The following is a 15,229-nucleotide window of genomic DNA, read 5'->3' on the forward strand; positions in this document are numbered from 1 at the left end:
TGTGTACCTTTGCAACCAAAATTGTAAAATAAACGTTTATTATGGCACAGGAAGATGTATTTAAGAAAATCGTAAGCCACTGCAAGGAGTATGGCTTTGTATTCCCTTCAAGTGAGATTTACGATGGTTTGGGAGCCGTTTACGATTACGGACAGAATGGTGTTGAGTTGAAGAATAACATTAAGCAGTATTGGTGGAAGGCTATGACAATGCTTCACGAGAACATCGTAGGTATCGACAGCGCCATCTTTATGCACCCCACTATATGGAAGGCTTCTGGTCACGTTGATGCCTTCAATGATCCCCTGATTGATAACCGCGACTCTAAGAAGCGCTATCGTGCCGACGTGCTGATCGAGGATCAGATTGCCAAGTACGACGAGAAGATTCAGAAGGAAGTAGAGAAGGCTCGCAAGCGCTTTGGCGACAGCTTCGACGAGGCTAAGTACATGGAGACCAGCGAGCGCGTGAAGGAGACTAAGGAGAAGCGCGATAACCTGCACGCCCGTTATGCTGAGGCTATGCAGGGTCCAGACCTCGAGGCTCTGAAGCAGATTATCCTCGACGAGGAGATTGTTGACCCCATCAGCGGAACTAAGAACTGGACCGACGTTCGTCAGTTCAACCTGATGTTTGCTACCGAGATGGGAGCCAGCGCCGATGCTTCGATGAAGGTTTACCTGCGTCCTGAGACTGCTCAGGGTATCTTTGTGAACTACCTGAACGTACAGAAGACCGGTCGTATGAAGATTCCTTTCGGTATCGCTCAGATTGGTAAGGCTTTCCGTAACGAGATTGTAGCCCGTCAGTTCATCTTCCGTATGCGTGAGTTCGAGCAGATGGAGATGCAGTTCTTCGTAGCTCCTGGTACTGAGCTCGAGTGGTTCCCCAAGTGGAAGGAGACTCGTATGAAGTGGCATCAGGCTCTGGGCTTTGGTGCTGAGAACTATCGTTTCCACGACCACGATAAGCTGGCTCACTATGCTAACGCCGCTACCGATATCGAGTTCAAGATGCCATTCGGATTCAAGGAGGTTGAGGGTATCCACTCTCGTACCAACTTCGACCTGAGTCAGCACGAGAAGTTCTCTGGTAAGAGCATCAAGTACTTCGATCCTCAGACCAACGAGAGCTATACTCCATACGTTATCGAGACTTCAATTGGTGTCGACCGTATGTTCTTGAGCATCATGTGTCACGCATTCGACGAGGAGAAGCTGGAGAATGGCGAGACCCGTACCGTTCTGCGCCTGCCTGCAGCTTTGGCACCTGTTAAGTGTGCTGTGATGCCTCTGGTTAAGAAGGATGGTCTGCCCGAGAAGGCTCGTGAGATTATCGACCAGCTGAAGTATCACTTCGCTTGTCAGTACGACGAGAAGGATTCTATCGGTAAGCGTTATCGCCGTCAGGATGCCATCGGTACTCCTTACTGTGTAACAGTAGACCACGATTCTCTCACCGATGGTAAGGTAACCCTGCGTTTCCGCGACACCATGGAGCAGGAGCGTGTAAACATCAGCGATCTTAACGCTATCATCGAGGATAAGGTTAGCATCGCAAGTCTGCTCAAGAAGCTTCAGTAATGAAGTGAATAGTGATTAGTGAATAGTGAATAATGAAAAGTATGAATATAATTAATAGCTGTAAGAAATGGCTTGGATATGTGGGTGTGATACTATTCACTATTCACTGTTCACTATTCATTGTCTCTTGCAGCGAGGATTCTAGCGATACAGAAGGCGAGTTTGCCAATTGGCAGAAGAAGAACGACGATTACATCGATAAGTTGGCCGCCAGTTCTATGACCAAGTATCTTACTTATACTAAGAATGCTTCAACCTCGGGTGCTGCTAATACCGACTTTGTGTATGTTGAAGTGCTTGAGAATGGTAGTGGTACTGAGACTCCTCTGTTCAGCGATAGTGTGCGCGTGGCTTACAGAGGTCGTCTGATTCCAAGCCCATCGTATAGCGAAGGCTTCGTGTTCAGTCAGACCTTTCTAGGCGATTTTGACTGGAGCAAAGCCCGCACCAGTACGTTCTGTCCAGGTGAGAGTGGGCTGCGCGACGGTTTTTCTACTGCCCTCCAGCACATGCATGTTGGCGATCGCTGGCGTGTACATTTCTCTTATAAGTTAGGTTATGGTTCGTCTGATTACGACAATGTACCCGCATATAGTGATCTGATATTCGAGATTGCCGTCTACGACATCTGGCATCCAGGCGAAACCCGTCCTAGTCTCTAGGTAGATCATAACAGCATAAAACTTACTAAAAACCTTGCCTATGCCTAAATACGCTGATTATATCAAGAGGATAGAAATCGACTCACTTTGGAGTGGGAAGAAACATATCGTGTGGGAGCTGAACCGCCATGTTAATATACTTAGCGGTATGAATGGTGTGGGTAAGAGTACTATTCTTAACAAGGTGGTGAAGGGTCTGATAGCTGGTGGCGAATTCCCTTCGCATATGCTTAAAGGCGTGCATCTGGATGTAGAACCCGAGGATGCCAAGTGGATTCGTTATGACATGATTCGCTCGCTCGACTCTAATCTGCAGCAGACACTGGCTGAAGGCGAAGGTTTTCTGCGTCAGGCTTTGTCGGCTTTGGCTGGAGTTGGGGGTGGTTCGCTGCTTGATATCCAGCTTTACAACCTGCAACGTAAGTACCTTGATTATCAGGTAAACATAGGCAATCGCATCATCGAGAAACTTCAGACTGGCGATACAGAGGCAGCCCAGCAGCTATCGCAGAAGAAAACCCGTTTCCAGGATATCGTCGACGACCTGTTCCGTGATACTGGCAAGAAGATGATTCGCACAGAGAATGAGTTGCGATTCACACAGATAGGCGAGGTGCTGTTGCCTTATCAGCTATCAAGTGGCGAGAAGCAGATTTTGATTATCCTGCTCACCGTACTTGTTGAGGATAATCAGCCATACGTATTATTCATGGACGAACCAGAGGTTTCGCTGCATCTTGAGTGGCAGAAGCGTCTGGTTGACTTGTGTCTGGAACTAAATCCCAACGTACAGATTATCCTTACTACTCACTCACCTGCCATCGTTATGAATGGCTGGGTAGATTCGGTAACCGAGGTGAGCGATATCACCGTCTAGTATTTCTAGTTTATCTAGTAATTCTAGTTTGTCTAGTAAATCTAGTTTATGCCTAGCAGACTTAAAGATAATCTAAATAGCAAGTATTTTGAGGCAGCCAATGCGCTTACCTCAAAGAAGGCGCGGCATAGGATTGTGGCCTATGTCGAGAGCTATGATGATATCTACTTCTGGCGAACTGTGCTGAGCGAGTTCGAGAACGATAAACGTTACTTCGAAGTCATGCTGCCATCAAAGATGAACCTCACACGAGGCAAGAAGTCTGTGCTGATGAATTTCCTAGAGGGCGAGCCTCTGGGCAAAGACATGATAGCTTGTGTAGATGCCGATTACGACTATCTGATACAGGGCCGTACTCATCAGTCGCGTCGTGTTTTGGAGAGTCCGTATGTATTCCATACTTATGTATATGCTATCGAGAACTTTCAGTGCTATGCACCCTCACTGCATAATGTCTGCGTATCGGTAACACTCAACGATCATCGCATTTTTGATTTTCGTGAGTATTTCGAGCAATTCAGCGAGGCTTTGTTCCCGCTTTTTGTATGGTCTGTGATGGTGTATCGCAATGGCAACTATCCTAAGTTCTCTATCACCGACTTCTGTCGTGTAGCCGATCCTGGTGGTTTCAATGTGCATAACCCTGCGGCATCTATTGCTAACGTTAAGCGTAAGGTGCGCACCAAGATTAACGAGTTGCAACGTCAGTTCCCTGATGCAAAGGATGAGTATTTGGCTACAAAGGATGATTTAAGAGCGCTTGGTGTTATGCCGCAAACCACTTATTTATATATACAGGGTCACCATCTGTTCGATACAGTTGTATCGCCCATCCTGTCGAAGGTTTGTAATCTGTTGCGTCAGGAGCGCCAGAACGAGATATTCTATGCTGTAGCGCACAAAACGCAGAAAAGAAACGAGATGTCCTGTTACGAAAACTCGCTCCAGGACATCAAGGTTATGCTTAAAAAGAATACGGGCTACACCACCTCCGAGCAATTCCGTCGCCTCCAGGAGGATATCCGTCGCTATTTGGAAGCTTAAACAAAAGTTTCAAGGAACTTAATCTCTCCCTTAACTTTCACTTCGCCTGTAGTTGCAGGCAGAAGAATGGTATTGCCTTTGGCAAACTCCAGCTCCTCTCCATCAGCTACGATGGTACCCTCACCTTTTACGGCTATCAGAATAACAAACGAGTCAAGCTCCGAGTAATCCAATGTCATCGGCTCCGTAAGGTTGTATACGGCAGTGGTAAAGTAGGGGCACTCTGCTATCTGTACACCTTCGTTCTTCATTGGCTGATAAGCTGTGCGGTAGTTAGGCAGCACAGTATAGTCGATGCTCTCAGCAGCCTTCTCTGTGTGCAGTTCGCGATAGTTACCGTCCTTATCCTTGCGCTTGTAGTCGTAAATGCGGTATGTCACATCGCTTGTCTGCTGTATCTCAGCCACCATGCATCCGCCACCGATGGCGTGTATACGTCCTGCAGGTATAAAGAATGTGTCGTCCTCTTTTACCTCATATCGTGCCAAGGCATCGGTAATGGTGTCATTCTCAACCATTGCCTTGTACTCTGCTGGTGTTATTTCCTGCTTCAGACCGCAATACAGGGCTGCGTCTGGGGCGCATTCAAGTGCGTACCACATCTCTGTTTTACCACGACTCTTGCCGTGCTTCTTAGCTATTTCATCGTTGGGATGCACCTGTATACTCAAGTCTTGTTTCGCATCGATAAACTTGATGAGCAGTGGGAACTCGTCGCCAAATCGCTGATAGTTTTCCTCGCCAATAAGTTTCTCTTTCTGCTCTTTTACAAGCTGGTTTAGAGTTTTTCCCTTGTCTTCGCCACAGGCTACGATAGTCTCGCTACCTGCAACTCCTGAGATCTGCCAGCTTTCGCTGCCCCAGATCATCTGTTTTAAAAGTGGTTCAAATTTGTACATTGTGTTGTTGAAAAATTGTTTTGTTAAGTGTTATATTGAAGTTTTTTAATTTTCTTTCCAGAAACTGCGTGTAAACAATACCAGCACCGTCATAATCTCAAGACGTCCCATGAGCATCAGCGGACAAAGTATCCACTTGATCAAGGCGGGTAGTACCGACCACGACATGACTGGACCAATCTGTGTACCCAGTGTTGGGCCCACATTGCTCACACAACTCAGTGCTATGGTTATAGCGTTCGTATTGTCGATACCTGCTACAATCATGATGGTGGCTGTTACCAGCGTCATCAGCATCGTCAGTGTAAAGAATGCAAACAGCGCCACCAGTTTAGACTGTGGTATGTTGATACCGTTGATCTTTACTGGCAGAACGGCATTAGGGTGAAGAATCTGGCGGAAGTTATTTCGTATCACCTTCAGCAGCATCACTCCACGTACACATTTAAATCCACCGCTGGTGCTGCCTGCACATGCACCCAAGTACATCACTACGCCCAATATCACCCAGGTGATGTGTGGCCATGTTCCTGCGTCTTCATTAAACATACCCGTGGTAGTCATAAACGATACAACCTGGAACAATGCTGCTCTGAATGCGTGTTCTATATCGTAGCCCATACGTGTCAGCAACAGGTACATAATCCAGAGTGTGGCTCCGACTACTACACTGATATAGAGCTTGAATTCAGAGTTGGTGAATAGTGCTTTCACCTTCATCTTGACGATACTAATATATAATAAGGTGAAGTTGATGCCCGACAGGAATTGGAAGGTAATCGATATGTAGTCGATGGCTGGAGAGTGGAAGAACTCAGTACTTTCGTTATGGATAGCAAAACCGCCTGTGGCCGTAGTGGTCATAGCATAGTTCAATGCCTCAAACCAGTTCATGCCAGCTGTCCAATACGATAGTCCGCATGCTATGGTCAGCATAAAGTAGATACTCCAAATCCACTTGGCTGTGGTAGATAGTCGTGGGTGCATCTTGGCCTTGATGGGGCCTGTGGCCTCGGCGGCAAACACCTTTACACTACCGCCTACTAATGAAGGCAAGATGGCTATGGTAAAGAATACGATTCCCAATCCGCCTATCCATTGTGTCAGCGATCGCCAGAATAATATGGCGTGTGGCAGTACCTCTACGTTGTCTATAATCGATGCTCCCGTAGTTGTAAAGCCTGACGTCGACTCAAAAAAAGCATCGGTAACATTGGTGATGCATCCGTGTATCAGAAATGGCAGCATTCCAAAGAACGAGAATACCACCCATGCGGCTGTCACAACTACATAGGCATCTCTACGACTAAGACTGTTTTCTGAGTTACGTCCAAGATATAGAAAGAAGAATCCGCTACCAAATGTAATCAGTAGTGAGATGAGAAACGCCATCAGGTCGTCCTCGTGATAGAGAAACGACATTAGGGCACACCATCCCAAGAACTGCCCTTCTATAAAGAGCAGCGATCCTATAATCTTGCTGATGATACGGAAGTTTACCATATCGCGTTCTTCTTGAAGAATTTCTCTATGTTGTTTAACTTCTGTTCGTGGCAGAATACCATGACTGAGTCGCCCGCTTCAATTTGCGAGTTACCGTTAACCAGCATTCCTACACCGTTACGCACCAATCCGCCAATGGTCACGCCGAATGGTAATCCCAGGTCTTTCACTGGTTTCTTTGTTACCTTTGAACCTTCAGAAGCAGTAAATTCTGCAACTTCGCTGTCAACCATCATCAGCGATCGCAGGTTGTCGACATCGGCCTCAAGCAGCATCTGATAAATATGGCTGGCAGCAATGGTCTTCTTGTTGATGATAGTGCCTATGTCCAGGCTCTCGGCCATGGTTACATAGTCTAGATTCTCTACCATGGCTACGGTTTTGCGTACTCCCATTTTCTTTGCAGTCAGGCAGGCCAGGATGTTTGTCTCGGCATTTTCCGTCAGTGCTACAAAAGCCTGGGTATTTCTTATTCCTTCTTCCTCCAGCAGTCCCAAGTCGCGTCCATCACCATGAATGACCATGGTGTCTTTGTTCTCCAACAGTTCGTTCAGTCGCTCACATCGTTTGGCATCCTTCTCAATAATCTTCACGTTCATATAGTCGGGTGCTGTCAGTGCTGCTCTGACTGTGGTTTTTCCTCCTCCCATCATGATCACGTTCTTTACGTCGGTATAGTGCTCTTTGCCAACTATCTTACGTATGTAGGGGATATACTCCTTGGTGGTCATGAAGTAGGCCAGGTCGTTAACTCTCAGCTCATCCATACCGCTAGGGATGATGGTATCTCCACCGCGCTTGATGGCTACTATGTGATATGGGTCGTCAGGGCCGCATAGGTCCTTCAACGGTTGGTTCAGTATCTCGGCTTGTTCTCTCAGCTTGATACCTAACAGAATAAGGGCTCCGTCGTGTACGTCCCAGCGTTGACGTACCCACGACATTTTCAATCCGTTGTTAATGTCGATGGCTGCCAACACCTCGGGATATATCAGCGAGTCTAGTCCCAGATTCTTGAAGAACTGTTGCAGACCAGGGGCCAGATACTCGTAGTTGTCTATTCGTGCTACGGTTTTCTTGGCTCCTAATGCGTGAGCCAATATGCATGCATTAATGTTGGTACTCTCTTCGGGAGTTACACCCACAAACAGGTCGGCGTTCTGAACACCTGCCTCTTTCAGCGCTTTGATACTTGTTGGCGATGCGCAATACGTCATCACGTCATACTCGCTCATCTTAGCCAGACGTTCATCGTCGGCATCTATCAGCACGCAATCTTGATGCTCTCTCGACAGGAGTTTCGACAGGTGAGTACCAACGGCGCCTGCACCTACTATTATTATCTTCATGCTTCTAGTATAGCTTTCTTAATGCCTTCCTCGTCTATTCCCACAATGTGCATCAGCTCTTTCACTGTTCCGTGCTCCACAAAGCTGTCGGGCAGTCCCAGTCTCTGCACTCTTGGTGTATATCCGTGGTCGTTCATCCACTCTAGTACGGCCGAGCCCAATCCACCTTTTATCACGCCGTTCTCGACAGTAATCACGCGTTTGAAGTTGCGTCCCACTTCATCAAGAATGTCCTCGTCGATGGGCTTTAGGAATCGCATATCATAATGGGCTACGCTGGCTGTATCGCCCATTTCTGCGATACAACGCGTTACGTTGTTGCCTATCGGTCCGATGCTCAGCACAGCCACGTCCTTACCATCGTGCAGCTTACGACCTGTACCCACTTTGATCTCTTCTAGCGGACATCTCCAGTCTTGCAACTCACCGCCGCCTCGTGGATAACGTATCACGAATGGTCCCTTGTCGGGCAGTTGCGCGGTGTACATCAGTCGGCGCAATTCATGTTCATCAAGAGGCGAACATATCGTGAGGTTGGGCACTGGGCGCAAAGCGGCCAAATCAAATGCTCCGTGGTGTGTAGCACCGTCTTCGCCCACCAATCCAGCGCGGTCAAAGCAGAATATTACGTTTAGATTGAGCAGTGCTACATCGTGTATGATGTTATCGAATGCTCTCTGTGCGAATGCACTGTATATGTTGCAGAATGGTATCAGTCCGTCTTTGGCCATACCTCCACAGAATGTCACAGCGTGTCCCTCGGCAATACCCACGTCGAACGTCCTTTCGGGCATCTCCTTCATCATGATGTTCATAGAGCATCCGCTAGGCATGGCAGGTGTTACGCCCACAATCTTTGGGTTTTGTTGTGCTAGCTCCAGTAGTGTATGTCCGAATACATCCTGATATTTCTGTGGTTTTGTAGGGTCATTGTCTACTATGCGCTCACCTGTGTCGGGATTGAATTTTCCAGGTGCGTGCCATGTGGTTACGTCTTTTTCGGCAGGTGCATATCCGTGACCTTTCTGCGTGTGCAGATGCAACAGCTTTGGGCCTGTCATTTCCTTTAGTTGACTCAGTATTCTTACCAGCTCTTTGACGTTATGACCATCAAAAGGACCAAAGTATTTGATATTCATGCCATCGAAGATGTTCTGCTGGTGAGATATGGCGCTCTTCATGGCGTTGCTCAGTCGGATGAGTCCCTTCTTGCGGTCATCGTTCATCATGCCATGACGGTTCATCCATCGGGCTGCTTTAAACTTCAACGCGTTGTAGTGCTCGTTGGTGGCCAGATTCAGCAGATACTGCTGCATGCCGCCCACGCTGCGGTCTATCGACATGTCGTTGTCGTTCAATATAATCAGCAGGTTGTTCGGACTTGATGATACGTTGTTCAGACCTTCAAAGGCCAGTCCGCCGCTCAATGCACCGTCGCCTATCACTGCCACCACGTGTCGGTTATGCTTACCTTCCAGCTCGGCAGCTACGGCCATACCAAGTGCTGCCGAAACAGAGTTGCTGGCATGTCCGCAGGCAAATGTATCATACTCGCTTTCTTGCGGTGATGGGAATGGCTTGATACCTCCAAGCTTTCTGTTCGTGCAGAATTGTTTTTTTCTGCCTGTCAGTATCTTGTGTCCGTAGGCCTGATGTCCTACGTCCCATACAATTCGGTCTTCCGGGGTATTATATACATAATGTAGGGCTACCGTAATTTCGGCAACGCCAAGGCTTGAGGCCAAGTGTCCAGGGTTCACTGCTACTTCTTCTATGATGTCGCGTCGCAGTTCATCGCAAACCGCTGGCAAATCTTCCACCTTTAGTTTTCTCAAATCTTCAGGTGTATCTATCTTATTTAAAAGAGTAAACTCAGATTTTTCCACACAAATAACAATTTTTCGAGTGCAAAGTTAAGCAAATTTATTCAAATTACAAAATAAATCACTAAATTTGCATTCTGAAATATTAAACTATTTTAAATCTGTCCACTCTCTACCATAAGTACCACGCGTTCTGTCAGTCGGTCTACACCTTGCGCATCGTACTCTTTCTTCAGCGATGCGCCGAATCCCCATGCAAACACTTGCCAGAATCCAGCTCTTATCGGTCCCATAAAGGCCTTAATCATCTCGTAGCTGCTTGAGTGGCATTCGCGGTCTATCAGTTTTATCAGTAGCTTTCCCTGACTATATGTCAGTTTCTTCATTTTTGGCTTGTACGTCTTGAAGATATCTGCCTCCACACGCTTCATGTGTTCTGCCTTTTCCTTGTCGTTCGGCAATGTCTCTAGGTATTCTGTGGTCTCTATCAGCATCATCCTTGCCTCTTTGGCTATAGGCAGTACTTTCTTTACGTTTTGTACCAGTCGCATGTAGCTCTGGGCCTGTCGTTTATTTTTAAAAGTCAGCTGCGGATAAACATACACGTTGTTCATCTCCATATATTGTATGCTATCGCCTTCATGCAGCACCTTCCCCACTTTTACAGTAGGCACAAATGTAGGCGAGTCCATCTCCGCCAGCACCTGCTCAGCGGTCATCCTCTGTTCCTCTTCCTGCGCCTGAGCAGCAAACGAACACAGAGAAAATGCGATAGATATTACAAGCCCTTTCTTCATTTCGGGTGCAAAGGTAGTGCTTATTTTTCATAATACATCTTTTTTTATCTGCCTTTTTGCATTTATTTCATATAAATACCTTATCTTTGCAGGTCGAAAACGAATTGTTTCTATGGATAATATAAGAATTAGATTAATCATCTATATGTGCTTAGCTGTGCTCGTGTTACATGCGCAGGAGGGGCAGGAGGCGCATAGTTGGGAGCGGTATCTGAACCAGGTGATGACGGCGGAGGATATGGCAAGCGAGGAATGGCAGCTGAACTACGACCTGCTTTGCGAACTGGAACAGCACCCCATAAACATTAATAAGACAACACGCGAGGAACTAGAACAACTACCATTTTTATCTACACAACAGGTTGAGGCTCTGATGGAATATATGTATCGTTATGGAGAGATGAAATCGATAGCTGAGCTACAGATGATTCCTGAGATAGGACCACAAATGCGGAAACTGCTGGAATGCTTTGTCTATGTGGGCGAAGGACCGAAGCAGACGCCGCGTATCAAACATGAATTGATAGCAAACGGACGCGTGCCATTTTATGAGCGAAAGGGCGATAAGGATGGATATCTGGGCGACAGATATCGCCACTGGTTCAGATATCAGATGGAACGTAGCGATCAGATGAAATTGGGGATTGTGGCCTCGAAAGATGCTGGTGAGCCTTTCTTTGCTGACAAGAATAAGTATGGCTACGACTACTATTCTCCATATCTACAACTGAAGAAAATGGGACGGTTAGAAACTCTGGTGCTGGGAAACTTCAGAGTATCGATGGGTATGGGCATGGTGATGAATAATAGCTTTGGATTGGGTAAGATTGCAATGCTACAGAACTTGGGCCGGAACACCATTGGACTGCGAGCGCATTCTTCAAGATCGGAAGGTTATCTACAGGGGGCGGGTGCTACCGTCAATTTAGGACGAGGCATACGGACAACGGCATTCGTGTCGTACGCTCCGATGGATGCAACGCTGAATAACGACGGGAGTGCCCGCACCATCATCACAACGGGTTATCATCGTACTGAAACGGAGATGGCGAAGAAACACAACTTGCACGTATTGAAAACGGGTGGAACACTACGATATGATGCAGGCAGAATGCATCTGGCACTGAATGCACTCTATAACCATCTGGACCGCAGACTGACCCCGGACAAGAAACAAATTTACAACATGTACAAGCCTGAAGGAACTGACTTTATGAATGCCAGTCTTGACTATGGCTACAGGGGAAGACACTGGGTGCTGAATGGCGAAGCTGCTACCGACAGCAAAGGACATATCTCTACAATTAATACGTTAAGTATGACTACGGGTAGTAATATCAATTTTATTTTGCTACAGCGCTTTTATGCTTACCAATATGCATCGCTCGACGCACAGAGCTTTAGCGATGGTGGTAGAGTCCAGAACGAAAGCGGAGTCTATCTGGGATTATCGTGGCAGCCATCGCCCGCATGGCAACTATCGGCTTATACCGATTATGCCTACCATCCTTGGCCCATGTATAGAGAAACGGTTGCATCGTACTCGTTTGATAATCTGATACAATGTGTACACACCAAGGAGAAGTGGAAACTGATGGCGCGCTACAGACTGAAAACGAAAGAACAGACGCATCGTACACGACTGAGTGTGGAGTATACATGGCCGAAGTTTAGTGCCAGAACGCAACTTGATGGTGGCTATTGTGCTGTAGAGGGGAAGGAATTTGGTGTGATGCTAAGCGAGAATGTGGCATATACCTACCATTGGCTGCGACTGAATGCCGGAGTGGGCTATTTCAAAACTGATAGTTACAATAGTAGGGTGTATCTGTATGAGAACGGACCTCTTTATACCTATTCAATGCAGCAATTTTATGGTGAGGGTATGCGCTATTGGCTGATGTTAAGAGCCAATGTAGGCAGAAACCTTATGCTGACTGCAAAACTAGGTGTTACAGCTTATAATGATCGTAACCAAATAAGTAGTGGATATCAACAGATTGACCAGTCGAGTCAAACTGATCTTGATATACAAATAAGATGGAAAATTTAATCTTTGTCTAAAAGCTTTTTGTAGACTTCGACTACCTGCCCTGCAACATCGTTGCCGCTGAAACGACGGATGTACTCCATACTACGCTTGATGCGCTCTTCTCTGCCATCGGCTCCTTTGAGACTGCGACGGATGGCATCGGCCATGCCAAGAGCATCGTTAGGGGCAACATAAAGACTGTCTGGTCCACCAGCCTCTTCAAGGCAAGAACCTGTGCAAGCAACAACAGGCAAACCGCAGCTGATGGCCTCAATGATGGGGATGCCAAAACCCTCGTAAACACTGGGATAGACAAAAACCTCGGCTCCTGCATAAAGGGCAGGAAGGTCGGTGTCAGGAACGCCATGCATTATTTTTACGCGATGTTCCAATTGATGCTCCTTGGCATAAGCGAGAATTTCATCAGTATATTTTGTATGTCGGCCTACGAGTACCAGCGAAACGTCGGATGGCAAATGTGGTAATGATTTTACTGCTAATAGGGTGTTTTTACGGGCTTCTATTGATCCTACACTTAATATATAACGTGAAGTGGATGTTGTAGGTGAGATATTGAATCGTGGCGAGCACGACTGATAAATCAGCGTGATTTTATCCTCAGAAACATCGGGTCCTCCGTATTCCAGGATATCGCGCTTGGTACACTCGCTGATGGCGATGATATGGTCGGCCTCGCGGAGGGTTTGGCGGAACTTCCAGGTGTAGAGCTTGACATCAATCGGGTTGTAGAACTCGGGGTGGCGCAGGAAAATCAGGTCGTGGATGGTTACAACGGTCTTGATGCCACGCTTGCGGATGCCAAAAGGAAGCTCGCCTGAAAGCCCGTGGTAGAGCTGTACCCCGTCGTTAACCAATTGGCTGACGATTCCGTGAGAGCGCCAATAGGATTTGCCGAGGAGTGAGGCGTGTGGCGTGTGGAGGGAGATACGCTTTGACTGCACAATCTGATTCCTCAGGTCGTCGCGGCCCTTGTCGGGGGCGTAGAGACGGAGGGTAATGGGGAAACAGGCCAGGTCGTTGACAAGGGTGCGGCCGTAGGAACCGAGTCCCGTGCCGTTGCGAACGATGCGCTTGGCATCGAAACCTATGATGGGATGCTGACTACTCATGATTGCGGGAGAAATGCTTGAAGACAAAACGGACAATAACGAAATTGGTGGGCACGGCGATAGCCAGTACAGCAAACGGGGCCACCAGACGATGGAGACCAACCCACAGGAAGAGGTTAAACAACCCTAACTGCAGGAAGTAATTGAATATGTGAGCACCTGCAAAGCCTGCTCCGTTACGGGCTGAAGTCTGCTCGCGAAAAGTGAAATGGGCCGAGAGGTAATAGTTAGCTATGAAACTGACAATATAGCCAATGGTATAGGCTACATTCAGGTTAATCCAGCGTTGTAGCAGCCAATACACACCATAGTGTATAGCCACAGCCAAAACACCTACAATGCCGAACCTGCATACCTCGCCAAAAGTCTCTTTTCTTAACATAAATAATCTAAATACGCCGCAAAGGTACTAATATTTATTTATTTTCTATATTCATTTCGCTATTTTTTTGTAACTTTGCACCCCAAAGAAAGACTATTATGGATAAAAAAATGAATTTCCTAGACAGGAACGAGTTTAATTTCGAACCGAGTCAGAAAGTGATCGATGCCATCAAAAACTTCGATCCAAAGTTGTTGTGTTTCTATACCCGCATATATGATGAGGGTAAAAAAAGCGTGATTTCAGTTAAACTGAGCGAGATATATAATGTGCCTGAGGAGCAGGTGCTGTTGGCGTATGGCGGTGAGGATATACTGAAGAACGCCATACACTACTACCTGATGAAGGGTGACAATAAGAAAATATTGATACCAGAGTACTCATGGTGGTACTATAATAAGGTGGCCAGTGAGTGCTATGGCACATTCGAGATGTACCCACTGCATGAGCAGGAGGATACATTTGCATACGATGTAGACGAGGTGATAGAATACACCAACCGTATACATCCAAGAATGCTGCTGCTGGCATCGCCCAACAACCCAACCGGTAACAGCCTGACTCCGGAGGAGATTGGTCGTATCATGGAGAATATTCCTGACGACACAATGGTGCTGATAGACGAGGCCTATGCAAGCTTTATTACCAGCGACACTGACTATATCGCTCCGTTGGTGAACAAATATAAGAACCTGATTATTTCGCGCACACTGTCGAAGTTCTACGGACTGCCAGGACTGCGCTGTGGTTTCGGATTCATTGGGGCTGGTCACGACCACTTTGTGAGCTACATCAACAAGTACTTAGGTTACAATCGCTTCTCGGAGGCAGTGGCACTGGCTGCACTTGACAGCGATGAACACTACCGCCATGTTGCTGATGACATGGAGTGGGGACGACTGCTGTATAAGAAGGCACTTGACGGAAAGCCTGGATTCAAGGTGTATAAGAGCGTGGCCAACTTTATTCTGATAAAGTACCCTGCCGAGATCAAGGAACCACTACAGAAAGCACTGGCCGACGAGAACTACAAGATCAAGTTCATGACTGACAAGGGTTTGGAGCAGTGTGTGCGCATTACACTGGGTCGCAAAGAGCAGACACAGAAGGTGGTTGATACAATACTGAACGTAGTTGATAACAGATAG

General features: G+C 47.0%; 13 protein-coding genes. 6 read left to right on the plus strand and 7 right to left on the minus strand.

The window, feature by feature from the left end:
* Positions 1–41: 41 nt before the first annotated feature.
* Genes BUB86_RS01860 through BUB86_RS01875 form a run of 4 tightly spaced genes read left to right on the plus strand, consistent with a single transcriptional unit; the run spans position 42 to position 4,166 of the window.
* Positions 42–1,583, plus strand: coding sequence for a glycine--tRNA ligase (locus BUB86_RS01860; protein WP_073204444.1), 1,542 nt, complete (start codon positions 42–44; stop codon positions 1,581–1,583).
* A 41-nt stretch (positions 1,584–1,624) separates the two neighbouring features.
* Positions 1,625–2,245 carry an FKBP-type peptidyl-prolyl cis-trans isomerase gene (locus BUB86_RS01865; protein ID WP_175549375.1) on the plus strand — a complete coding sequence of 207 codons (621 nt, stop codon included), beginning with the start codon at positions 1,625–1,627 and terminating at the stop codon, positions 2,243–2,245.
* Between the two features lie 40 nt (positions 2,246–2,285).
* Positions 2,286–3,122 carry an AAA family ATPase gene (locus tag BUB86_RS01870; protein WP_073204450.1) on the plus strand — a complete coding sequence of 279 codons (837 nt, stop codon included), beginning with the start codon at positions 2,286–2,288 and terminating at the stop codon, positions 3,120–3,122.
* Between the two features lie 48 nt (positions 3,123–3,170).
* On the plus strand, positions 3,171–4,166 hold the full coding sequence (locus BUB86_RS01875) for a DUF4435 domain-containing protein (protein WP_073204453.1): 996 nt from the start codon (positions 3,171–3,173) through the stop codon (positions 4,164–4,166).
* On the opposite strand, the gene BUB86_RS01880 is transcribed toward BUB86_RS01875, so the two are convergent.
* From BUB86_RS01880 to BUB86_RS01900, 5 genes are all read right to left on the minus strand, one after another.
* The gene (locus BUB86_RS01880; RefSeq protein ID WP_073204455.1) at positions 4,163–5,065 is read right to left on the minus strand and encodes a type I phosphomannose isomerase catalytic subunit; all 903 of its coding nucleotides are present in this window, start codon (positions 5,063–5,065) and stop codon (positions 4,163–4,165) included. The genes BUB86_RS01875 and BUB86_RS01880 overlap by 4 nt on opposite strands.
* A gap of 45 nt (positions 5,066–5,110) precedes the next feature.
* A complete protein-coding gene (locus BUB86_RS01885) occupies positions 5,111–6,568 on the minus strand; it encodes a TrkH family potassium uptake protein (protein ID WP_073204458.1) in 1,458 nt (485 codons plus the stop codon).
* Entirely contained in the window at positions 6,562–7,917 is a 1,356-nt protein-coding gene (trkA, locus tag BUB86_RS01890; protein ID WP_073204462.1) for a Trk system potassium transporter TrkA, read from the minus strand. Before trkA ends, BUB86_RS01885 begins: the two co-directional genes overlap by 7 nt.
* The gene (dxs, locus tag BUB86_RS01895; protein ID WP_073204465.1) at positions 7,914–9,803 is read right to left on the minus strand and encodes a 1-deoxy-D-xylulose-5-phosphate synthase; all 1,890 of its coding nucleotides are present in this window, start codon (positions 9,801–9,803) and stop codon (positions 7,914–7,916) included. Before dxs ends, trkA begins: the two co-directional genes overlap by 4 nt.
* Positions 9,804–9,895: 92 nt before the next feature.
* On the minus strand, positions 9,896–10,537 hold the full coding sequence (locus BUB86_RS01900) for a DUF4294 domain-containing protein (RefSeq protein ID WP_073204467.1): 642 nt from the start codon (positions 10,535–10,537) through the stop codon (positions 9,896–9,898).
* A gap of 112 nt (positions 10,538–10,649) precedes the next feature.
* On the opposite strand from BUB86_RS01900, the gene BUB86_RS01905 reads away from it, so the two are divergent.
* Positions 10,650–12,590, plus strand: a complete 1,941-nt coding sequence (locus BUB86_RS01905; RefSeq protein ID WP_081373035.1) for a ComEA family DNA-binding protein — start codon at positions 10,650–10,652, stop codon at positions 12,588–12,590.
* Here BUB86_RS01905 and BUB86_RS01910 read toward each other — a convergent pair.
* Together BUB86_RS01910 and BUB86_RS01915 are read right to left on the minus strand one after the other, a co-directional pair.
* Positions 12,587–13,699 carry a glycosyltransferase family 4 protein gene (locus BUB86_RS01910; RefSeq protein WP_073204471.1) on the minus strand — a complete coding sequence of 371 codons (1,113 nt, stop codon included), beginning with the start codon at positions 13,697–13,699 and terminating at the stop codon, positions 12,587–12,589. The genes BUB86_RS01905 and BUB86_RS01910 overlap by 4 nt on opposite strands.
* Positions 13,692–14,081, minus strand: coding sequence for a GtrA family protein (locus tag BUB86_RS01915; protein WP_073204474.1), 390 nt, complete (start codon positions 14,079–14,081; stop codon positions 13,692–13,694). Before BUB86_RS01915 ends, BUB86_RS01910 begins: the two co-directional genes overlap by 8 nt.
* Positions 14,082–14,179: 98 nt before the next feature.
* Between BUB86_RS01915 and BUB86_RS01920 the strand changes: the two genes are divergently transcribed.
* Positions 14,180–15,229 carry a pyridoxal phosphate-dependent aminotransferase gene (locus tag BUB86_RS01920; RefSeq protein WP_073204477.1) on the plus strand — a complete coding sequence of 350 codons (1,050 nt, stop codon included), beginning with the start codon at positions 14,180–14,182 and terminating at the stop codon, positions 15,227–15,229.

Origin of the sequence: Xylanibacter ruminicola, from assembly GCF_900142525.1 — a bacterium.
GTDB lineage: Bacteria > Bacteroidota > Bacteroidia > Bacteroidales > Bacteroidaceae > Prevotella > Prevotella ruminicola_A.